20 protein-coding genes, 1 pseudogene and 1 riboswitch are annotated in these 20066 nt (G+C 57.7%); of the genes and pseudogenes, 12 read left to right on the forward strand and 9 right to left on the reverse strand.

The genetic code is table 11. The features are described 5' to 3' along the window. Nucleotides 1-204 (forward strand): annotated as a pseudogene (locus AAFN47_RS21025) (IS5/IS1182 family transposase); the annotation flags it as partial. Between the two features lie 517 nt (nt 205-721). Here AAFN47_RS21025 and AAFN47_RS21030 read toward each other — a convergent pair. The 4 genes from AAFN47_RS21030 to AAFN47_RS21045 form a co-directional block, all read right to left on the reverse strand. Beyond that, entirely contained in the window at nt 722-847 is a 126-nt protein-coding gene (locus tag AAFN47_RS21030; RefSeq protein ID WP_499811224.1) for a hypothetical protein, read from the reverse strand. A gap of 25 nt (nt 848-872) precedes the next feature. Further along, nucleotides 873-1028, reverse strand: a complete 156-nt coding sequence (locus AAFN47_RS21035) for a hypothetical protein (protein WP_499811225.1) — start codon at nt 1026-1028, stop codon at nt 873-875. Nucleotides 1029-1046: 18 nt separating this feature from the next. Then, entirely contained in the window at nt 1047-2099 is a 1053-nt protein-coding gene (gene lpxD / locus AAFN47_RS21040) for a UDP-3-O-(3-hydroxymyristoyl)glucosamine N-acyltransferase (RefSeq protein WP_499811226.1), read from the reverse strand. Between the two features lie 182 nt (nt 2100-2281). Then, nucleotides 2282-2485: riboswitch (cobalamin riboswitch) on the reverse strand. 74 nt (nt 2486-2559) lie between these two features. Next, a complete protein-coding gene (locus AAFN47_RS21045; RefSeq protein ID WP_499811227.1) occupies nt 2560-3207 on the reverse strand; it encodes a TetR/AcrR family transcriptional regulator in 648 nt (215 codons plus the stop codon). A 259-nt stretch (nt 3208-3466) separates the two neighbouring features. Between AAFN47_RS21045 and AAFN47_RS21050 the strand changes: the two genes are divergently transcribed. The 5 genes from AAFN47_RS21050 (at nt 3467) to AAFN47_RS21070 (ending at nt 9189) form a co-directional block, all read left to right on the forward strand. Further along, nucleotides 3467-5485: a TonB-dependent receptor domain-containing protein gene (locus AAFN47_RS21050; protein WP_499811228.1), complete on the forward strand. Its 2019-nt coding sequence runs from the start codon at nt 3467-3469 to the stop codon at nt 5483-5485. A 113-nt stretch (nt 5486-5598) separates the two neighbouring features. Next, entirely contained in the window at nt 5599-6504 is a 906-nt protein-coding gene (locus AAFN47_RS21055; protein WP_499811229.1) for a siderophore ABC transporter substrate-binding protein, read from the forward strand. Between the two features lie 42 nt (nt 6505-6546). Beyond that, nucleotides 6547-7506 carry an ABC transporter permease gene (locus tag AAFN47_RS21060; protein WP_499811230.1) on the forward strand — a complete coding sequence of 320 codons (960 nt, stop codon included), beginning with the start codon at nt 6547-6549 and terminating at the stop codon, nt 7504-7506. Further along, nucleotides 7496-8440: an iron chelate uptake ABC transporter family permease subunit gene (locus AAFN47_RS21065; RefSeq protein ID WP_499811231.1), complete on the forward strand. Its 945-nt coding sequence runs from the start codon at nt 7496-7498 to the stop codon at nt 8438-8440. Before AAFN47_RS21060 ends, AAFN47_RS21065 begins: the two co-directional genes overlap by 11 nt. Next, nucleotides 8437-9189, forward strand: a complete 753-nt coding sequence (locus tag AAFN47_RS21070; protein ID WP_499811232.1) for an iron ABC transporter ATP-binding protein — start codon at nt 8437-8439, stop codon at nt 9187-9189. Before AAFN47_RS21065 ends, AAFN47_RS21070 begins: the two co-directional genes overlap by 4 nt. Nucleotides 9190-9218: 29 nt before the next feature. On the opposite strand, the gene AAFN47_RS21075 is transcribed toward AAFN47_RS21070, so the two are convergent. Together AAFN47_RS21075 and AAFN47_RS21080 are read right to left on the reverse strand one after the other, a co-directional pair. Next, a complete protein-coding gene (locus AAFN47_RS21075) occupies nt 9219-9512 on the reverse strand; it encodes a DUF2218 domain-containing protein (protein ID WP_499811233.1) in 294 nt (97 codons plus the stop codon). Nucleotides 9513-9575: 63 nt separating this feature from the next. Further along, a complete protein-coding gene (locus tag AAFN47_RS21080; RefSeq protein ID WP_499811234.1) occupies nt 9576-11543 on the reverse strand; it encodes a TonB-dependent receptor domain-containing protein in 1968 nt (655 codons plus the stop codon). Between the two features lie 246 nt (nt 11544-11789). Here AAFN47_RS21080 and AAFN47_RS21085 point away from each other — a divergent pair, with 246 nt between their 5' ends. Beyond that, a complete protein-coding gene (locus AAFN47_RS21085; protein ID WP_499811235.1) occupies nt 11790-12788 on the forward strand; it encodes a helix-turn-helix transcriptional regulator in 999 nt (332 codons plus the stop codon). 25 nt (nt 12789-12813) lie between these two features. Here AAFN47_RS21085 and AAFN47_RS21090 read toward each other — a convergent pair whose 3' ends face one another. Continuing rightward, nucleotides 12814-13770 (reverse strand): aldo/keto reductase, encoded by a 957-nt coding sequence (locus tag AAFN47_RS21090; protein ID WP_499811236.1) that lies wholly within the window; start codon nt 13768-13770, stop codon nt 12814-12816. A 23-nt stretch (nt 13771-13793) separates the two neighbouring features. Beyond that, nucleotides 13794-14504 (reverse strand): SDR family oxidoreductase, encoded by a 711-nt coding sequence (locus tag AAFN47_RS21095; RefSeq protein WP_499811237.1) that lies wholly within the window; start codon nt 14502-14504, stop codon nt 13794-13796. 391 nt (nt 14505-14895) lie between these two features. Between AAFN47_RS21095 and AAFN47_RS21100 the strand changes: the two genes are divergently transcribed. Next, nucleotides 14896-15645, forward strand: coding sequence for a GGDEF domain-containing protein (locus tag AAFN47_RS21100; protein WP_499811238.1), 750 nt, complete (start codon nt 14896-14898; stop codon nt 15643-15645). Between the two features lie 30 nt (nt 15646-15675). Here the strand turns inward: AAFN47_RS21100 and AAFN47_RS21105 are convergent, their stop codons facing one another. After that, nucleotides 15676-16329 (reverse strand): GntR family transcriptional regulator, encoded by a 654-nt coding sequence (locus AAFN47_RS21105; RefSeq protein ID WP_499811239.1) that lies wholly within the window; start codon nt 16327-16329, stop codon nt 15676-15678. Between the two features lie 96 nt (nt 16330-16425). Between AAFN47_RS21105 and AAFN47_RS21110 the strand changes: the two genes are divergently transcribed. From AAFN47_RS21110 to AAFN47_RS21125, 4 genes are read left to right on the forward strand one after another with little or no spacing between them, the layout of a single operon-like run. Then, nucleotides 16426-17403 carry a TRAP transporter substrate-binding protein gene (locus AAFN47_RS21110; protein WP_499811240.1) on the forward strand — a complete coding sequence of 326 codons (978 nt, stop codon included), beginning with the start codon at nt 16426-16428 and terminating at the stop codon, nt 17401-17403. Nucleotides 17404-17405: 2 nt separating this feature from the next. Continuing rightward, complete coding sequence (locus tag AAFN47_RS21115) at nt 17406-17900, forward strand: TRAP transporter small permease (protein ID WP_499811241.1); 495 nt, start codon at nt 17406-17408, stop codon at nt 17898-17900. 5 nt (nt 17901-17905) lie between these two features. After that, on the forward strand, nt 17906-19171 hold the full coding sequence (locus AAFN47_RS21120; RefSeq protein ID WP_499811242.1) for a TRAP transporter large permease: 1266 nt from the start codon (nt 17906-17908) through the stop codon (nt 19169-19171). Nucleotides 19172-19206: 35 nt separating this feature from the next. After that, nucleotides 19207-20049: a fumarylacetoacetate hydrolase family protein gene (locus tag AAFN47_RS21125; protein ID WP_499811243.1), complete on the forward strand. Its 843-nt coding sequence runs from the start codon at nt 19207-19209 to the stop codon at nt 20047-20049. The last annotated feature ends 17 nt before the right edge of the window (nt 20050-20066 follow it).

Here is a 20066-nt window from a genome sequence, read left to right on the forward strand (position 1 = left end):
CCTGTAGAAATCGTCAAACGCAATCAGGCCGGATTTGAGGTGCTGCCAAAGCGCTGGATCGTTGAGCGCACACTGGCATGGCTTGGAATAAACCGCCGCCTGGCGAAGGATTTCGAGCGGTTCACAACGACAAGCCTCGCCTTCATCCAGACCGCAATGATCAAGCTCATGACAAGAAGGCTCGCACGCTACCCGCTTTCTTGAACAGACTCTTAGTGATGTCAGCACAAGGCAGCAACCACAGAGCGCAATCTACAGCCTAACACGTACCATCAGCACCGGACGCCCGCCACGCATTTGCCCCGGTCACACCGACTAAATCCAACCCATCTCACTCCCGGATGCTTGTTGCCATCACTATAAGGCTTGGCCCGATAGCCAACCCTGAGATGCATGAAGATTGATAGTTCACATCTCATCAGGTATTTTCGGATATGCATGAATGTGAGACATCGCGCCTCACTAGAACCACAAGAAAGCCTGTGAACTAGCGCTTTTCTGGCATGGTGGGTTTCCCAGTCACGCCCACCATCTTTCATAAAATATGGCTTTTCAGACGGTCGTTCGGATACTCGCGTCGCATGAGCCGGAATGTGGCTACAGTCTGCTTCAGCCGCCGGCGTCGTCGACGCCTCCGGCTGTCGCCGCGAATTTCCCTTGCCAACGTCAATAATGCGTTTGCGGCCACCATTGCGGATAGTTTTTTCGACCCATCGCGGCATCATTTCACGGAGCCCGGCGTGCATTTGCGAGCCGGCGGTTGGATGCCGGCCGTGGCGTAGAAGCGAACGTGCTGACCATTCTGGTCGTGATCGTCGATCAGAACCTTCGGCTCCGCGCGCTCCATGACATCCTCGTCTTCGGAATTCCAGTTACACCTTCCTGAGGGTCTCCACATTGGCGGAATGATCGAGGAGGAGCGTGAAGGTCCGCGTCATCTTGGAATCCTGAACCGACCAGTTCTCGATAGGATTGGGTATGAAGTAGCGCACAGGCGCGATTAATCGGCGATCATCCCAGGTCCGCATCCCGCGTCATCGCGGACGCTACCGCCCTTCTGTCGTTCGCGCGCCGCGCGCCCTTGAACCTTGTCTGGCGCTGGCGATCTGGCGGAAGAAATCCCGACGCGGCTGCGCCGGACTGCCCAGCAATTCCGCCTTTGGCGGCACATTGCTGATGACGCCGGCCTGCGCGCCGATGCTGGCCCCGTCGCCAACGTCGAGATGCCCTGCAATCGCCGCTTGTCCGCCGATCCGCACGAAATTTCCGATCCGCGTCGAGCCCGCGATGCCGACTTGCGCCACAATGACGCAGCATCGTCCGATCGTCACGTTGTGGGCGATCTGGACGAGATTATCGATCCATGTTCCGCAGCCGATAATGGTGTCGGTGGCAGATCCACGGTCGACCGTCGTGTTGGCGCCGACCCGCACGTCATCCTCAATTATCACCCGTCCCAATTGCGGGATCGCGAGAAAACCGCTCTTTGTGCTGGCGAAACCGAATCCCGGCTGGCCTATCCGGCACCCTGCTCCGATATGGACACGCGATCCGACAATGGCGTAGCTCAGGCTCGCATTGCTTTCGATCACGCAATCTGAACCGATGGATACGCCGCGCCCGACCGTCGCTCCGGCGTCGATGCGGCAACCGGCAGCGACTGAGGCGCCGGCTTCCACCACCGCGTGGGAGCCGATGCGGACCGAACTGTCGACGACGGCGAGCGGATCGATCCAAGCCGTCGGATGGACCCCGCCGGCATGGTCGCCAACGGGATGGAACAGGTTGCAGACCCGCGCCCAAGCGGCGTAGGGCTCGGTCGAGCGAATGGCGATGGAGCCTTCCGGAAGCTGGCTTTCAAGCGAAGGATGTATGATGACGGCGCCGGCTTTCGTGTCCGCCAGCGTCGCCAGATAGCGGCGATTTTCCAGGAAACTGACTTGGCGCCCACTCGCCTCCTCCAGCGATGCAACGCCTTCCAGCAGGATTTCCGACGCATCGGCGTCGCCCTCCGCATGCCGCGCCACAGTCGCCACGTCGAACGGACCGACGCGCTGAAAAAATTGCGGATCACCAACCAATACTCTGTCCTCCTGCAAGGAACGTCCCGGCTTCGCCGGAACCGGTTCCAAATGGGGTATCGACTGCCCGCGCCAGCCCAATGGAGACGATCCATTCTGCCTGCGCCTGAGGGCCGGGTGAACATGGAGGAAAACGTCAGCCGGACCCGATCGAAAGATCGCCGATCATTCGTTGCCTCACGACCGCCCTCCGCGATCAGTCGACTTTCTCACTCATGGTTGGTTTCCGGGCTCTGAAGCCTGTCCTTGCGAACATCTCCGACACCCTTCCCGGACAGGTCGTTGTCCAGTGGCTCGTGTCGGGCGCGGCTTCAATACCGTTGCGGGGGCAGCGCCGGCGTTGAACCGGCTTCCCAATTATCCGCCTGAACGAATCCGGCGGCGCCATAAGCAAGTGCAAATAAACACAGGCGGTCGTAAATGACAACCAACCAAAACACCCGCCGTGAGCCGGGTTGGACTTTTATGCGGAGTGCGATCAGTCTCCGTACGCTTTTTCGATAAAGGAACGCACGCCGCTGAGAACGAATGATTCAACGGCCTCGCGCAACGTCTCTCTGCTTTTTTCGTCACCCGCAGAAACCATGGCGTGCATCATCGCGACGCCGCCGCTATACATCAGGCCCAGCATCTCGTAGAAAGCCGGCCCCATCGTCACGGGGCGGCCGGAACTTTCGGCAATCATCGAAACCAGTTTCGAGATGCCCTCGTTTTGAAGGTTCTGCGCGTTCCTTAACGCCACCTCACGCTCAATCGACGCGCGCTGAATGAGAGGAATGAACGGGTCGAGCGCATTACGACGGCTGTCGACGCCAAGCGTCAGGAGCGCCGCCAGATAGACACGCACCACATCGTCGAGCAACACGGATGCGTTTTCCATGCTCCAGGCCTCAGCAAGCCTGGACAACATGTCATTCACGGTCACGTCCAAAAGCTCGAATTTAGCCGTCAGCAGCGCCTGGACCAATTCGTCCTTGCCGCCGAAATGATAATTTATCGCTGCAACATTGGCGCCCGCGTCTTCCGTGATCGCACGAACCGAGACCTCCGAAATGCCATCACGAGCCATCAGCCGCTCGGCGCTTCGAAGCAGTCGGTCGCGCGTATTCAGGTGGGAAGCGTCCATCTGGTGCGTCGTAGTAGAAGAAAGTGTTTCGAGCAACGTTATGTCCCTGTTCAGCCCGTGGCAATCGCCGTTGCAGAATAGCGCCGGAAGCGAAAAAATTCAAACAATGTTTAAAAACATGTTTTACATGACTAAAAAAGTCACCTATAAACCGCAATCGAACGGGTCGGGGTAACGACCGTCATTTTTTAGCGATCGTCGTTCACGCAGTTCCATGCATCGGCGTAGCCAGCACCACGAACATTTGGGGAAAATGGCAATGCCATACGAATTTTTCCGCGCCAGCCTTTACGCTGGCAGTTTTATTGCAGTCGGCGCAATCGCGGCCGAAGCCCAGGCGCAGAGCGCTACGGTGGAAGTAACCGATTCGGCGGACACCACCGAACTGAAGAAAATCATTGTCGAAGAGGGTGAGGACAAGGGCGACAAACATGCCGGCGCGGCCGATCGCAACCAGTCCATCTACATCTCTTCGGAGGAACTGGAGCTTGTCGACCCGCAAAGCTTGAAAGAGGTATTCGCGGGGGACGCCTCGATTTCCGTCGGCGGCGCAATGACCACGACACAAAAGGTCTACGTCAACAGTATCGACGAACTCAATCTCGCCGTCACGATCGATGGCGTCCTGCAGAACAACAGGGTTTTCCATCACAACACTACAAACTACGTCGACCCGACGCTGCTGAAGTCGGTGCGCGTCGATCCCGGCGTTGCGCCCGCCGACGCAGGCCCGGGCGCGCTGGGCGGATCCATCGTCTATGAGACCGTGGACGCCGCCGATCTTCTCGAAGAAGGCAAGAATTTTGGCGGCTATGCGCGCGTCAGCTACGACACCAACAGCAGCACATTCACCGAAGCTGGCTCGCTCTATGGCCGCGCCAATGGCTTCGAATTTTTGGGCTACGTCAAATACGCCGACGGAGACGACTACACCGCCGGCGACGGCTGGACGATCCCCGGAACGGCGGCCGATTTTCTGAGCTTTCTCGGCAAGGCCGCCTATCAGTCGCTCGATGGGCACCGAATCGAAATCAAGGCGCAGCAGGTTCAGGACAGCGCCCTGCGGCCTTATCGCGCCAACTTCGGCGACCTGCCCGGCATCGAACCGGAAACCCGGGTTTATGACCTGACGCAACGCAACTTCTCGGTAAGCTACAGCGTCGAAGACGCGCAAGGGCTATGGGATCCGAGTATCGTCGTCGGTTACAGCGACGCGACAACCGCCATTCCAATCTATTTCGACCGGCGCTCCGGTGAAAACCTGCAGATCAACAGTGAGGGAACCGCCGGCACCTGGACGGCTAAGGCAGAGAACACGTTCAACCTGGATGAGAAAAACTCGATCACCGCCGGCATCGACTTTTACTCCACAGAAAGTGAATATGTCGACGATATCTACACGATCGACGGCCTGAGAGAAAAATCGACCAATCTCGGCTTCTACGGGCAGGCGCGCCTGGAACCGCTCGACGGTTTTCATCTGTCGTTCGGCGCCCGCGGCGACAATCAGTGGTTCGAAGGCCTCGGCGGCGAGAAACTCGAGAACTTCGGCTTGAGCGGCAACGTCTACGCCGCATACGATATCAACGACTACCTGACCATCAACGCCGGTTATTCGAACGTGTTCGGCGGCATCGATCTTGAAGAAAATTTCATCTACGTTCCGAGTTGGGATTACGCCGGTCTGGAGCCCGTCCGCTCGCAAAATTTCACGGCCGGCATCGAATTCAACTACAAAGGCTGGCAATTGACCGGCGGCGTTTACCGCACCGACTTCGAAAACTTCCGGGAAGCTGACGGCAACAAGGACTTCACCACCGAAGGGTTCAAGCTGGGCGCCGGTTATAACTGGGGCAACGGATTTTTCCGCATAACCTATTCCAACAGCGAACTGACCGTCGACGGCGACTATGTCGATTCCTACTATGCCGGCGATATGGGCATGCCAGTTGGACAGGTGATCGCCGCAGAAATCGTCCACTCATTCGAACAATATGGCGTGACCGTGGGATCCAGTCTCGACGCAGCTCTCGAATATGACGGGCCGGAAAAGGCCGGTGAATCGGCGCTGCCTGGCTATGCTGTCTTCAATGCATTTGTGGAGTACAAGCCGATCCAGCTTCCGAACCTTACTCTGAGGGTCGAAGCCAACAATATATTCGACGCAACCTACTCCGACCGGGCGACCTATGGCGCCGATTATGACGATGAAACGGTGCTGCAGGAGCTCTATGAACCGGGTCGGTCATTTTTGCTGATGGCAAAAGTCAAGTTCTAGGTCGCACAGGCCCTTTCTCAGTGGACATCGGACTCCTGTTCTACTAGGTCAGGTTAACCTCTCAGCCAGACTTACAGGTCCAGCCAAACAAGTCCGTCCGAAGGAGATTTCGAATGTTCAGATTGTTGGCCGCGGCGGCCTTGACAGCCGTACTGGCGACAGGCGCTACCGCCGCCATTGCGGATGAGATTTCAGTGGATACGGCGACTGGTCCTGTAACCGTTCCGCACGCGCCGGAAAAAATTGCTGTCTTCGACATCGGCATTCTGGACACCCTCGACGCGATCGGCGTTGCGCCGGACGGCGTCGTCAATCGGATCTATGTCACCTATCTCGAGGACATCGTAGAACAGGCGGAACCGGTCGGAACTTTGTTCGAGCCGGATGTCGAAGCCCTGCACGCGATGCAGCCCGACCTGATTATCGTCGGAACGCGAACCTCCACAAAAGTGGACATGCTGCAGAAAATCGCGCCGACGATCGATATGTCAATCTGGGGCGACAACTACCTGGAGCAAACGACGGGACGTCTTGCCGCCGTCGGCGGCATTTTCGACAAGGAAGAGGAAGCCGACGCGCTTCGCAGCGAACTTGAAACCCTCGTGGCGGAAACCCGCGAGGTGGTGGATGGCAAGGGAACAGCCCTCATCATCATGACCAACGGGCCGAAGATTTCCGCTTACGGCAAGAATTCCCGCTTTGGCTGGCTCCACAGCGACCTCGGCATTCCGCCGGCGAAAGAGGATATCGAGAACTCGCGTCATGGCGAAGTTGTGTCCTTCGAATATGTGCACGAAATCAATCCGGACTGGCTGATCGTCATCGACCGGGCGGCCGCCATAGGTCAGGACGGCGAACATGCCAAACAGACCCTGGAGAACGCGCTGATCTCCAACACGTCCGCCTGGAAGAACGATCATGTGATCTATCTCGACCCCGCAAAAGCCTATGTCGCAATGGGCGGTGTCCAGGCGACCACCGACCTCGTCAAGACGATCAGGGATGCATTTGCGCAGTGATTGCGCCCAAAGCTTTTCCGACGGCGTAGAGCAGGCGGCATGATGACCAAGCTGCTTGTCGGCGTCCTGTTCGCATTACTTTTCACAGCGAGCCTGTTTACGGGCGTCGCCAACATCAACCCCGGCAGCCTGTTCAGCCAACCGGACGCGCTCTGGATTTTGCTGGTAAGCCGGCTGCCGCGCACGCTGGCGGTGATCATCACCGGAAGCTCGCTTGCAATTTCCGGCATGATTCTGCAGATGCTCGCCCGCAATCGCTTCGTCGAACCCGCAACCGCCGGAACGGGACAGGGCGCAGCCGTCGGCATCATCGCCGTGACCATACTGGCGCCCCAGGCCTCGCTCATGGTCAAGATGATAGCGGCGGTTGTCGCCGCGCTCGGCTCCACCCTGATCTTTCTGCTCCTCATCAGAAGACTTCCAGTGGATCGGCCGCTTCTGATACCTCTGGTCGCGCTGGTCTATGGGGGCTTTGTAAGCGCTATCGCGATCTTCTTCGCCTACCAACTCGATCTTCTGCAGTATCTCGAGGTTTGGATGCATGGCATGTCCGGCGAGTTTTCCGGCGTCATGATGGGTCGTTACGAATTGCTCTGGATCGCCGCCATCCTGTCGCTGCTCGCCTATTTCGTCGCCGATCAGTTTACGATTATCGGGCTCGGCAAGGAAATGACGCTCAATCTCGGACTTGGTTACCGCCAGATTGTGGCCTTCGGCATGGTGATTGTCAGCGTCGTCACGGCTGTGAGCGTCGTCACGGTCGGCATGATACCGTTTGTCGGCCTTGTCGTGCCGAACATCGCCAGCCGCATCATGGGCGACAATCTTCGGGCCAGCCTTCCATGGGTGGCCGTTCTCGGATCGATGCTTGTCCTCGCCTCGGATCTTCTCGCCCGTACGATCAGATACCCCTACGAAGTTCCCGTCAGCATCATCTTCGGCGTCTTCGGCGCCTGCGTGTTCCTCTGGCTTTTGTTTACGAGGCCTGTTCATGCCAGGTAGACGATTGCTGATCCTTTTTGCTCTGCTCGCGCTCTCATGCGTTTTCTATCTGACCTATGGCGCGCGCGGCGACATAGGCTTTGCGCTGCAGTTTCGCGGCCCAAAACTGGTGGCGCTGATGATCACCGGCGCAGCGATCGCCGTTTCTACAAAACTGTTTCAGACCGTGACCGGAAACCGCATTCTGACCCCGGCGATTATGGGCTTCGATTCCCTGTATGTGCTGATCGAGATCACCCTGCTGTTCTCTCTCGGTGGATTCGGCTATGCGGTGCTTGGCGAAAGCACGCGGTTTTCGTTTTCGCTTGTGCTGATGATCGCAGCCTGCATTGCGCTTTTCGGAACTTTGATGCGGCAAACGCAACGCGATCTCCATCGAATGATCCTTGTCGGCATCATTTTCGGAATTCTCTTCCGATCTATCTCGGGCTTGCTCGTGCGCATGATCGATCCAAACGAATACGCCGTCCTGCAGTCCAACCTTTTCGCCAATTTCAACCAGATGGACCTGGATTTGATCGGGCTGAGCTCCCTGCTGATCGGCGTCGCGATCTTCGCCGCCTGGCGCATGCGCAACACGCTCGATACGCTGGAGCTCGGGCGCGAAATTTCCATCAATCTCGGGCTGGACCACGACAGGCTCGTGCTCGTCGTGCTTGGCATTGTCGCTCTGCTGGCGGCGGTGTCGACCGCGCTGGTCGGTCCGATCATATTCTTCGGCCTGATTGTGACCAGCCTCGCCCACCAGATTGTGCCGAGCTTCCGCCACCGCGACCTGCTTCCCGGAACCATTCTGATTGCATGCATTGTCCTGGTCGCGGGGCAATCGATACTGGAACGCGTGTTTCACCTGGACACGACGCTCAGCGTGGTGATCGATCTTGTGGGCGGCCTGACCTTCCTGGTTCTGATCCTGCGGGGAAACATTCGATGATCGAAATACAAAACATCCGCTACGCGATCGGCAACTCCCTGATCCTGGACCAGGTGGACGCCGTGATTCCGAAGGGAGAGGTGACAGCGATCATCGGGCCGAACGGAGCCGGCAAATCAACGCTCCTGTCGCTTGCTTCGCGCCTGATCAAACCGGATGCGGGGGCGATCCGCGTAGACGGTCACGATGTCCATCAGGCCTCGACAGCGGAAATGGCGACACTTCTTTCCGTTCTGCGGCAGGAAAATCACATCGCCAGCCGCCTGCGGGTACGCGATCTCGTTTCGTTCGGCCGGTTTCCGCACAACAGGGGGCAGGCAAGGCCGGAAGACAGCGAGAAGATCGACGAAGCGCTCGATATGATGGAGATGCGCCCTTTCGAAAACCGCTATCTTGACGAGCTGTCCGGCGGTCAGCGACAGAGGGCGCTTGTTGCGATGATCCTGTCACAGGACACGGATTATATTCTTCTGGACGAACCCTTGAACAATCTCGATCTGGTTCACGCGCGCAATCTGATGATGATCCTGGAAAGGCTTAAGAATGTCGGCAAGACCCCGATCCTGGTCATTCACGACATCAACTACGCCGCCAAATACGCCACGCACATTCTGGCTTTGAAAAACGGAACGACCTTCGCCAATGGCCCGACTTCGGAGATTTTCCGCAGCGAACCGCTTTCCAACCTCTTCGATTCACACATCAGCATACAGACGCTGGACGGCCAACTGATCGCCCTACATCATTGACAGGATCTGGAAGTCTCATACAGCTGAAATCAGGCCGTCTCGCGCCGCCATTGCAACTGCAACTTTTCGCGAAAGGCGAAGGTTGCGATGTGGCTGTCTATCACGCCTTGCAGCCTCGGCAGATTGCCTTCGTCAGGCGTGCTGCAGCGAATCGACAATCGGTCGTCCGCCGCCTGCATCTCGCAATGACCAAAGGGAAATTCGACCGCTCCGGCTTCCGTGGACCATGTGGACGGAACCTTGTGGGCAAAATGTTTGCAAAGCTGCTGCAGATATTTTGAGGCCGACGGCGTTTCCGCTTCCGAAACAATGACGTGGAGCATGCCTGATCTCACTTGCTTTGGGGGCCGGACGAACCGGCCGCGCCGTTGCTGGTTAGACTGTTCTCAGAATTTTGCAGTCAGGGTGAAATTGAACGAACGGCCCGGCGAATACACCGGCGTGACCCGGGCGTTCGGATTGTAGGTCGCGCGGCTGAAGTAATTGTCATTGAACAGGTTGGCGACCTCGGCCCGCAGGGTCAGGTCCGCATCCTGGACAGGCGGCCGCCATTCGGCGAAAATGTTGACGACTTCATAGCCGGGCAGCGGGTTGTCATAGCCCTCGTCTTCCAGATCCTGGTTGGAGTATTCGAACGCTATTTCCGCATTTGCGCCGAGCGTCACGCCGTACTGTTCGAACGTATATCCGCCGCCCAGCGTCAAAATGCTGCCGACGGGAACGCCTGAATTGGAATCGCCCGGCAGAGCGATGCGGTCGCCGAATTCGACGTCGGCATAGGTGAATGCTGCAAGGAGGAAAGCATTGCCCCAGCTATAACCCGCCGAAATATCGACGCCTTTCGAGATCAGTGGATCTCCTGTCGTGCGCACGTAAGGCTGGGCGCTGTAATCGTAGGTAATCGGATTGATCATCTTGATGTAGAAAAGGTCCGCTCCGAGGGTCAGACCGCCATACTCGTAAGTGAGGCCGACTTTCGCGTTATGCGCATAGGTCGGCTCCACGAACGGATCGTAAATATAGTCCCAGGCGTGAAACAGCGCCGCCTCGGCTTCTTCCAAACCGCCAAACACGTAGGAATATCCGGCGTTGAATGTCAGCCCTTCGGCAAGCCTGAAACCCAGATTGATGTTTGGTGAAAGACCAAAATTGTCGAATGTCTGCTCGTCAACAGCCCGGTAGCTCTGGAAATCGGCTCGCAGGCCCGTAGACACGAAGAACCAGTCGGTCGGCTCCAGCCGCGCCTGCACATAGGCGCCGACATTCCAGACATTCTCCGACACGTCGCCCGGCCTGCTGAACCGCGGCAAATCATCATGGAAGCGCTCTACCAACGTGTAGTCATTGTAGAAATCAACGCCGGCCGTGACGTCTCCATACCCCAGATGGAACGTATTCTGCGCATGTCCGCCAATGGTCCGGACATCGGAATTGAAAGCCCCGGCAGGCGCCGTATAGCCTTCCTTGTTGGGTCGATGCAGCGCGTTGGAGTTATAATAGAGCAGCACTTCGGGATCGAACAGTCCGTCTGCGCCCTCGATCGTGTATTTGAAGGTCGTGGTCAGCCGCTCGTACAGGTTTTCGTTATAGGCGTCGGTCGGCAACGCCATGTTCGCCCTGAGCAGTCGCAGACCGAAATCGCGATAATATTCGCCAGTGAGTTCGAAACGGTGTCCGTCGACGCTCTGATAGGCGACCTTGCCAAGTCCGTTCCAGAGGTCTGTCCCGGTGCCCTTCTGCTCTTCCCCGTCCCCGGCTTCATAATTTTCGCCGGATCCGCGTGTGATCATGCCGAGAATCTCGAAACCGTTCGAGACCTGGTATCCCGCCCCTGTGACCGTCACGGTGTTGGAATTCGATTCATAGCCGATGATCGCCAGGCCGCCGAGCGTCTGACCTTCGTCCAGCAAATCGGTGGCGTCGACGGTTTCGTATTTGACCGCGCCGCCCAGTGTTCCCGGCCCGTCGTCCGACGGCGCCACGCCCTCATTGATTTCGACGGATTTCAGAAAAATCGGGTTGATGCCGATCGTCCCGTTGTGGTGCCAGACATTGTTTTTCTGCCGGGCGCCGTCGATCGTAACGTTGAGCTTGGACTCGTCAATTCCGTGCACGTAGATCTTCTGGGAGGCGGTCGATCCGCCAGCCACGGTCACCGACGGAGTCATCTGGAACAATTGCCTGAGATCCGTAGCCTGACGATTCTGAATGTCGTCGCGCGAGATATCGACATCATTTTCGATCTTGTCGATGTCGGACTTTTCTTCTTCGCCAGCCGATTCGCCGGTTTCAACAACAATAGTCTGAAGTTGAGTGTCCTGTGAAAAAGCGTCGACCGCACCCAACGCCAACAAGCTGACAGATCCCGCCAAAACCGTTGTAAATCGCGACTTTACCGACATAATTGCCCCCGAAAAACACTACGCGACCAGTCTTGACGAACGACCTATGTCGAATCTGCAAACTTGACTGGTTAACTCATCTATCGGATACAGGGTTTTGAGGCGCCGGAGCAATCGACTTGGTGTTTGCAAATCCACCAATCTTGTTTGCGGAAGGAATATCATCCGGAGCCAAAGGAGATTGGAAGACCACAGTCCATGCTCGTGCAACCGCATTTCGCCAATCACTACGTGACCAAGTCCGACCTGACGGCGCGTCGAGAGGCCCGTGACGACCGTTGGCTGGACCCGTACCTTGACGCCGACGACAGGATTCTGCGCGGCGCCATCAGTTTTCTGACGCTGGAAAAAGGATTGAGCGTTCATTTTTCGAACGCGGTGGACCTGCACGATCTGGAAATCGAATCCGTATGTGAACGCCGGCTGAGCGTGGTGATTTTTCTGGAAGGCTCGGTTGACGCCTCGATCGGCAAGCTGCGCATTCCCATGCCGGAATACGACGCGCCGCAAAAGCGGTGGAACCCGGTCGCCACGATTTTCGCCCAAACGAATCCGGAGCGGTTCGTGCGCAAAGCCCACAAGGGCATGCTGCTGCGCAAGGTCACCATTTCAATCGCGCCGGAATGGCTCGACAAGATGCCGGAAACACAAACGCCGGATCTCGACCTTATCAAGCGGTTCGCGAATTCGCATCTGGCTTACCGAAGCTGGTCTCCCAGTCCTCACGCCATTTCGCTGGCGGAACAGATTATCAGCGCGCCGGGCGGGCAGCCTTTTTTGCAGGCCATCTACATTCAAAGCCGCGTACTCGGGCTGATAGAGGAAGCTTTTCGGCAGGTGTGCCATATCAACGAGCCAGCGCCGAACGCGCCGATCAGGGCGCTGGACCGCACACGCCTGCAGGCCGTCGACCACTTTCTCGACACGCATGCGGGCCCGGGTATAGCCATAGGCGCAATGTGCCAGGAAATTGGCATGAGTGAAAACTCGTTGAGACGTCTCGTCGCCAACGCCTATGGAATGCCGATTTCGCAGTATATCCGGCGCTACATGCTGGAACGCGCCCGCCAGACGCTGGAGCGGGATAATGTCACGATTTCCGAGGCGGCCTACAACGCCGGCTATACGAGCCCGGCGAATTTCGCAACCGCATTCAAGCGGCATTTCGGAATGTCGCCGAGCAGCTTGCAAAAATAACCGACAAGGTTGCTCCCTCGCGGAGTCAGGCTGCTCCGGCCGCGTCAAGCGCCTGCATGTCCTCGTCCGACAGCGTCAGTTCCGCAGCCTTGACGAAGCTATCCAGATGGGCCGGCTTGGTGGCGCTGGCGATCGGAGCGGTAACGCCTTTCTTTGCAATCAGCCAGGCGAGCGCAACCTCGGCGGGCGTCGCCGAATGGTTTTGTGACGCCTGATCGAGCGCATCGAGAATGGCGAGCCCGCGGGCGTCCAGATATTTCTCCACGCGGCTGCCTCTGGCCGATTGCCCGAGATCGGCTTTCGAGCGATATTTTCCGGACAGGAAACCCGACGCCAGGCTGAAGTAGGTGACCACGCCGAGTCCGTTTTCCTGACAAAGATCGCAAAGCGGTCCTTCGAAGGCGTCGCGGTCGTAGAGATTGTATTCCGGCTGAACCACCTGATAGGCAGGCATTCCCTGTTCCGCGGAAATCTTGAGAGCTTTGGCGAGATAATCGGCGTCATGGTTCGATGCGCCGATGGCCTTGACCTTCCCTTCCCTGATGAGCCTGTCATAGGCGCCGAGCGTCTCCTCCTGCGGCGTATCCGGATCCATCCAGTGGGAGAAATAGAGATCGATGCTGTCGACATTCAGCCGAGACAGGGAATTCTCGACTGCCTCGGTGATCCATTTCGCGGAAAGCCCTTTTTGTCCCGGTTTGCCGAGATCCGATGCGACCTTGGTGAAGATCACGACCCTGTCGCGCATGCCTGACCGGGCCTTCAGCCAGTTTCCAATGATCGTCTCGGATTCGCCGCCGCTATTGTCCGGCGCCCATATCGAATAGGAATCCGCCGTGTCGATCGCGTTGAAACCGTGATCGACAAAGGCGTCGAGCAGTGAGAAGCTGGTTTTTTCATCAACCGTCCAACCGAATACGTTTCCGCCAAAGACGATCGGCGCGATCGAGAACCCTGTATCTCCAAGTATCCGCTTATCCATCCTTTTTCCTTTCATTCTTGCTTTCAGGCGATTGCTCCGCCGCCGTCGACCATGATCGTTGCTCCGGTCATGTAGGAATTGGCCATGCATGCAACGACCTGCAGCGCGATATGAGCCGGCGCGCCGATCTGTCCGACCGGCATTCTTTCGGCGGCGCCCTCGAATATCGATTTTCGGGCGTCGCCTTCCAGCCGGTCATACATTTCCGTCATGACAAGACCCGGCGATACGCAATTCACGCGAACAGGCGCCATTTCCAGCGCCAGGCCGCGGGTCAGGCCTTCCAGAGCGGCGTTGATCGCCGACTGAAGAGCAGCTCCTCTTTTGGGCCGCGTGGAGAGCGTTCCCGATATCAGGGTCAGTGAGCCGCCATCGATTATTCTGGCCTGCCGTGCGACACGGTAGGCGCCCCAGAACTTCGATTCCATCGAACGATACGCATCATCCAGAGGCAGTTCGCTCACTGCCGCTATTCTGGTTTCGGCTGCCGAAACCACAACATGATCATATGGTTCAGAGTTCGCGAAGAACGCTTCGACGGCCGGTTGATCCGCAGTATCGAGCACCCGGGCGGACGCTCCACCGCCAAGCCGAGACGCGGCTTTCTCCAGTTTTTCGCTGCTGCGCGATGCAATGGCGACATTTCCACCGGCGGCAAGGGAGGCTTCCGCCACCCCAAAGCCGATGCCGGAACTGCCTCCAACGATCAGAATTTTCTTGCCTTCAAGCGACATGATGCTTCCTCCGTCCCTTCTTGCTCCGGTCCATGAACGAATGATGGCCACGATCGCATCCAGACTCAGTGGGGTGTGGCTATGGATTGACCGGGCAGCCGCGGACGCGACGCTGTTCATTGAGATGGGAGGAAAATCCGAAATGGCAAGTAAGGGCTGTCAATCGGGCAAGGCAAACAGAACAGGTTCGTCACAGTAATATTATCGACTTTTGAAAGTTTCTTTGCACCTTAAAAAAGGCAACCAAATTTACTAAACTGTATAAATCGGTTTAAATCAGGTATATAAGGTATCTTTGCTTTTTATCCCGGATATACGACGGATGATTACCTGGCGCGACACGACAAGGTCAAAGGCAGCGATGCAATGGCGCAGATGAAGAGCCGCTGACATGAAACTCGACTGGTCGTCAAAGGGGTGGGCGCGCGTCTATGCGTTTACGGCGCTCGGCACGCTTGCGTGCATCGGTTTCGCCTTCGCGTTCGACAGCTACTCTTTTGAAGACGGAACCTGGCGCTGGGGCTCCGACCCGATCAACAATCTCCTGATTCCGCTGATACTGGCGCCGCCGCTCTTCCTGTTCATCCTGAGCAAAATGCGGCAGCTCACCATCGCGCATACCGAGTTGATGACGGTCGCGGCGACCGATTCCCTCACGTCCCTGCTCAATCGCCGAGCCTTTACCGAGATGGTCGACGGCTATCTCAACAGGGTGGAGGAAGCGTCCGCTGCGTCTCACAATGCGCTTTTCGTCATTGACGTCGATCACTTCAAGGCCGTGAACGACCGTTTCGGCCATGATTATGGCGACAAGGCGTTGCAGCTTATTGCCGAGGCGATCACCGAAACGGTGCACGACACGGACCTTGTTGGTCGCATCGGCGGCGAGGAGTTTTGCGTTTTCATGCCCCGCAAATCGTCCGACCACTTTACCGACGCCGCTGAACGGATCCGGTCGGCGATCAGCGAAGTCGCCTTTGTTGTCGATAAGCAGCGCCACGTGTTGTCTGTCAGTGTCGGCGGCGTTATTTTCGAGCGCGGCGCCACATTCAGCGATCTTTATCGCGGCGCCGACGAACGACTCTATCTCGCCAAACGCAACGGCCGCAATCGGGTTGAACTGTCAATTTTTCCCGCATAAACCGACGAACCGCTGCATTAGAGCCTCTTTCTACTCCGCGTAGGTTTCAAGGAGATACTGCGCAGTCGCAAGATAATGGGAGGACAGCGCCTCGATCGCGCGCGGCGCATCTCGTTCTATGGCGGCTTCAGCGATAGCCCGATGCTCCGTTGCGGCGTTCCGCGCGCCGCCCTCCAGTACAAGGGACAACCTTCGATACCGGTCGTTGAGGTCGCGCAGGTTCTCGCAAAACGCCAATGTCAGCTTGGATCCGCATTCCGAAATCAAGGCGTGATGAAAATCCGAATGACGTTTCTCCCACGCCTCATTGTACAGCGTCTGATCGTCCGGGTTTTCACGCGGCAAACGTTCCAGCACATGAAGGCTTGCGAGAATCCGTCCTTCCCACATCTCGTCGCCGTTTCCGATCGACTGTCTCAAGGCCCAGGCCTCTTCACGCACCCGCGTGTCGACCAGATCCTTCAGGTCGTCCGCGCTCAAAGGCGCGACCCGGTATCCAAGATTGTGCTCCGCGGTCACAAGACCCGTCGCCACAAGGCGTGCAAGAGCTTCTCTGACCGGCGACACGCTCATCCCGCAAAGCTCCTGAAGTTCGGTCGTTTTCAGAGCCGCACCAGGCTGCAACCGACCCGACACAATCGCATTGCGTATTATTTCCCACGCTTTGGTGCTTCTGCTAATCATCCAAATATTGCCATACTTTCGAAAGTTTTTCACATCTTGCACAATTTTCCTACTTGTGCATCATAGCATAGGAATTATGCAATGCAGGAGGAATGCATGAAAACTCTTTTCGCCATGGCGATAGCCGGCGTCACGCTGTTCACCGCGCCGGCAGCGGCTCAGGAAGTCACCATCAGGTTTCCGGTCGAATACTCTCTCGAGATCACCCCGGGCGCTGCAAACAAGGAATTCAAAAAACTCGTCGAGGAACGTTCGGAAGGACGCATCGAAGTCAAGTTCTTCCCGAGCGGCAGCCTCTACCGCGGCCTTGATCTGGTGCAGGCAATCCTGCGCGGCGACGCCGAGATGACGACGTTGATATCCGCATACTGGAGCGCGCTTGCCCCGCGCAGCGCAGTTTCGGAACTGCCTTACGCCTTTCCGACCAAGCAGTCGTTCTATGACGCCATCGATGACAAGTTCTTTGACCGCGTTTACGCAGAAATGGCGGAAAAAGGCGCCACTGTCATTGGCATCCTGCCCTTCGATTATCTCGTACCGGGCACCCGGGAAACACCGCTGATCGAACCGACGGACATGGAGGGATTGAAGTTCCGCGGCCTGGGCAAGGTCAACCTGGCGATGCTCCAGAAACTCAACGCCAAACCGGTCTCCATCAATTTTGGCGAGATTTCGCCGGCCATCCAGCAAGGCGTGATCGACGGCCTGAACGTGCCGACCGACAGTTACACGGTCTACAAATGGGACGAGAGCATCAGGAACGTCACCTACGCGCATTACTACATGGCCTTTTACCCCTGGACCGTGAACACGGCGTGGTGGAACGGGCTCGACCCCGATCTGCGCGACATCATCCAGACGGCTGCAACGGAAGTCGCCGCCAAGCATCGCGCGCGCTCGGAAGCCGCCTCGGACAAGGCGCTGGCCGATTTGCGGACAGCGGGAGTGGCCGTTCACATGCAGACCGAAGCCGAGCGTGACGTTTGGATGGAAGCGACGCGCTCCGTCTGGGCCGAGTTCGAGCCGCAGATCGGAACCGAACTCATAAACGAGCTCGAAACCTACAGAAAATGATGTTGAACAGGATCAGTTCTGTTCTGGCGAAGGCAGAGGACGGTCTTGCCGTCCTCTGCCTCGCCGGCGTCTTTCTTCTGGTCACTTACGATATGACGTCTCGCACCTTCTGGGGCGTCTCTCTTCCCTGGTCCGAGGAATTTTCCCGCGTTCTGCTAATCATGCTGGTCTATTTCAGCGCTATCGGTCTGACGCGTCGCAACGAACACATACGTGTCGAATTTATCGTCGGTCTGTTTGGCCAATCCGCACAGAAGAGGTTCGCCCTGCTTGCTGACCTGTTGTGCCTGGCGTTCGCGCTGTCGGCGACGTGGCTTGGCGTCGTTTTCGTCAAGGAATCCATTCGCTTCAATCTCAGCTTCGCGCATTCCAACCTGCCGTTCCCGGTATGGGTCGCCCAGTTGATCGTTCCGGTCGGCTTTGCGTTGATCAGTCTGCGTCTGGTCCTGCGACTGCTTGGTGCGCGTCAGGCTGAACAGCTGCGATCGGAAGGCTGACGCAAATGGCCTTTGTTCTCGTTTTCCTGATCCTGCTGTTGCTGGCGATTGGCGTCCCGGTCGGCTTTGCCCTGTGGCTCTCCGGCCTGGTCTTCGTCCTTGTATCAGGCGCGACATCGCTAACCCAGGTGGCGCAGTCCGTCTATTCGTCGCTTGACAGTTTCGTGCTCCTGGCGGTGCCGTTTTTCATCCTTGCCGGCAACATCATGCTGCGATCCGGCTTCGCCACCTACCTGTTTGCCTTCATGCAAAGCCTGGTTGGCGGCATATCCGGAGGCGCTTCCATTGGCGCCACAGGCGCGTCGGCAATTTTCGGCGCCATGACGGGTTCGTCCGTCGCCTCTGCCGCAGCCCTCGGACGGACGATGATTCCTACCATGGAGGCTTTGGGCTATCCTCGCAGCTATACGGCCGGATTGATGGCCGCCGGCGGAACACTCGGGATTCTCATTCCGCCCAGCGTCGCCATGGTCATTTTCGCCGAGTTGTCCCAGCAATCGGTCAAGAGCCTGTTTCTGGCAGGCGTCGTACCGGGTCTCATTTCGGCCGTCGCGATCGGCGTCGTCGCCTTTTCCATCTCCTTCCGGCACGGTTACGGCAAACGCACCGAACCATTCTCGCTCGGCGCTGTCTGGCGCACCTTCGTCAAGGCCGGACCCGCCCTCGGTATGCCGGCCATTGTTCTGGGCGGCATCTATCTCGGTTACACCACGCCCACCGAGGCGGCTGCATTATCCGTGGTCTACGGGCTGTTTGTCGGTATGTGCGTGTACCGCACGATCGGGTTCAGGGATCTGCCGGGCATATTCCTGGACAGCGCGCGGGGCACGGGTTCGATCCTGTTCATCCTCTCCGGCGCGCTCTTTGTCGGCATGCTCGCGACGCTCGTCGGCATTCCGCAGTCGATCGTCGAACTGATCGCGGCGAGCGACTTGTCGCCGATCGGATTCCTGCTTCTGGCCAATGTAATGCTGATCGCACTCGGCTGTTTCCTCGACGGCTTCACGCTCCTGACAGTCGTCGCGCCGCTCCTGCTGCCAAGCGTCGCGGCTCTGGGGATCAACCCGATCCATTTCGCGATTGTCCTGGTGCTCAATATCGAGATAGCGGCCGTGACGCCGCCCATCGGCCTCAACCTGTTCGTCATCACCGGAATTTCCGGCACGACAATGAAGGAAGTGGCCATCGGCGTGGCGCCTTTTGTGCTCGCACTGGTCTGCGTGCTGCTGCTTCTGACGTTTATCCCCTACCTTTCCCTCCTCCTGCTTTAACCGGGCGGACAACTCAACAAGAAAAGGATCACGCTATGAAACTCGTCAGGTTCGGAGCCAAGGGACAGGAAAAGCCGGGCGTCATAAAAGACGACGGAACCATTCGCGATGTTTCCGGAGTGGTCAGTGATTTTGCCGGCGTATCAATCAGTTGCGAGGTGATCGACAAGCTGAAATCACTCGATCTGAACAGTTTGCCGATAGTAGACACAGACGTTCGCCTGGGCGCGCCGCTTGCAGGCGTCGGAAATTTTCTCTGCGTGGGTCTGAACTACACAAATCACGCCAGGGAATCCAACCTGCCGATTCCCGCCGAGCCGATCCTGTTCAACAAGGCGCCCAGTTGCCTCAGTGGCCCCTGCGATCCGGTTGTGCGCGACGCGGACGCCGACAAGCTGGACTGGGAAGTGGAACTGGCCGTCGTCATCGGTCGTCCGGCCTACCGCATCGACCGCGCGGATGCGCTGAACCATGTAGCCGGCTATGCGATATGCAACGACGTTTCCGAAAGAAGCTGGCAGACCGAAGGCACAGGACAGTGGGTCAAGGGCAAGAGCGCTCCGACATTCGGGCCGCTTGGACCATGGCTGGTGACGGCCGACGAAATTCCGGATCCCCAGGCGCTGGAACTAAAGCTCGAACTGAATGGAAAGGTGATGCAGTCGAGTTCGACCGCCGACATGATTTTCCCGGTCGACGAGATCATCGCTTATACTTCCCGGTTCATGCGGCTTGAACCAGGCGATGTCATCACCACGGGCACGCCGGAAGGCGTCGGCATGGGCTGGAATCCGCAGGTCTGGCTGCAGGCAGGCGACGAAATGCGCCTGACCGTGTCAGGTCTCGGCGAACAGCGCCAGACCGTGACGGCAGGTTGAAATAAGCCGGCGAAGGG

It is taken from the genome of Hoeflea sp. CAU 1731, assembly GCF_039888615.1.
In the GTDB taxonomy this organism is placed as follows: Bacteria; Pseudomonadota; Alphaproteobacteria; order Rhizobiales; family Rhizobiaceae; genus Flavimaribacter.

Bases quoted from the DNA above. Each gene is read 5' to 3' on its own strand.
- AAFN47_RS21030 (WP_499811224.1), bottom strand. From the start codon at position 847: ATGGAGCGCGCGGAGCCGAAGGTTCTGATCGACGATCACGACCAGAAT.
- AAFN47_RS21035 (WP_499811225.1), bottom strand. From the start codon at position 1,028: ATGCGGACCTGGGATGATCGCCGATTAATCGCGCCTGTGCGCTACTTC.
- AAFN47_RS21045 (WP_499811227.1), bottom strand. From the start codon at position 3,207: ATGGACGCTTCCCACCTGAATACGCGCGACCGACTGCTTCGAAGCGCC.
- AAFN47_RS21050 (WP_499811228.1), top strand. From the start codon at position 3,467: ATGCCATACGAATTTTTCCGCGCCAGCCTTTACGCTGGCAGTTTTATT.
- AAFN47_RS21055 (WP_499811229.1), top strand. From the start codon at position 5,599: ATGTTCAGATTGTTGGCCGCGGCGGCCTTGACAGCCGTACTGGCGACA.
- AAFN47_RS21060 (WP_499811230.1), top strand. From the start codon at position 6,547: ATGACCAAGCTGCTTGTCGGCGTCCTGTTCGCATTACTTTTCACAGCG.
- AAFN47_RS21065 (WP_499811231.1), top strand. From the start codon at position 7,496: ATGCCAGGTAGACGATTGCTGATCCTTTTTGCTCTGCTCGCGCTCTCA.
- AAFN47_RS21070 (WP_499811232.1), top strand. From the start codon at position 8,437: ATGATCGAAATACAAAACATCCGCTACGCGATCGGCAACTCCCTGATC.
- AAFN47_RS21075 (WP_499811233.1), bottom strand. From the start codon at position 9,512: ATGCTCCACGTCATTGTTTCGGAAGCGGAAACGCCGTCGGCCTCAAAA.
- AAFN47_RS21085 (WP_499811235.1), top strand. From the start codon at position 11,790: ATGCTCGTGCAACCGCATTTCGCCAATCACTACGTGACCAAGTCCGAC.
- AAFN47_RS21090 (WP_499811236.1), bottom strand. From the start codon at position 13,770: ATGGATAAGCGGATACTTGGAGATACAGGGTTCTCGATCGCGCCGATC.
- AAFN47_RS21095 (WP_499811237.1), bottom strand. From the start codon at position 14,504: ATGTCGCTTGAAGGCAAGAAAATTCTGATCGTTGGAGGCAGTTCCGGC.
- AAFN47_RS21100 (WP_499811238.1), top strand. From the start codon at position 14,896: ATGAAACTCGACTGGTCGTCAAAGGGGTGGGCGCGCGTCTATGCGTTT.
- AAFN47_RS21105 (WP_499811239.1), bottom strand. From the start codon at position 16,329: ATGATTAGCAGAAGCACCAAAGCGTGGGAAATAATACGCAATGCGATT.
- AAFN47_RS21110 (WP_499811240.1), top strand. From the start codon at position 16,426: ATGAAAACTCTTTTCGCCATGGCGATAGCCGGCGTCACGCTGTTCACC.
- AAFN47_RS21120 (WP_499811242.1), top strand. From the start codon at position 17,906: ATGGCCTTTGTTCTCGTTTTCCTGATCCTGCTGTTGCTGGCGATTGGC.
- AAFN47_RS21125 (WP_499811243.1), top strand. From the start codon at position 19,207: ATGAAACTCGTCAGGTTCGGAGCCAAGGGACAGGAAAAGCCGGGCGTC.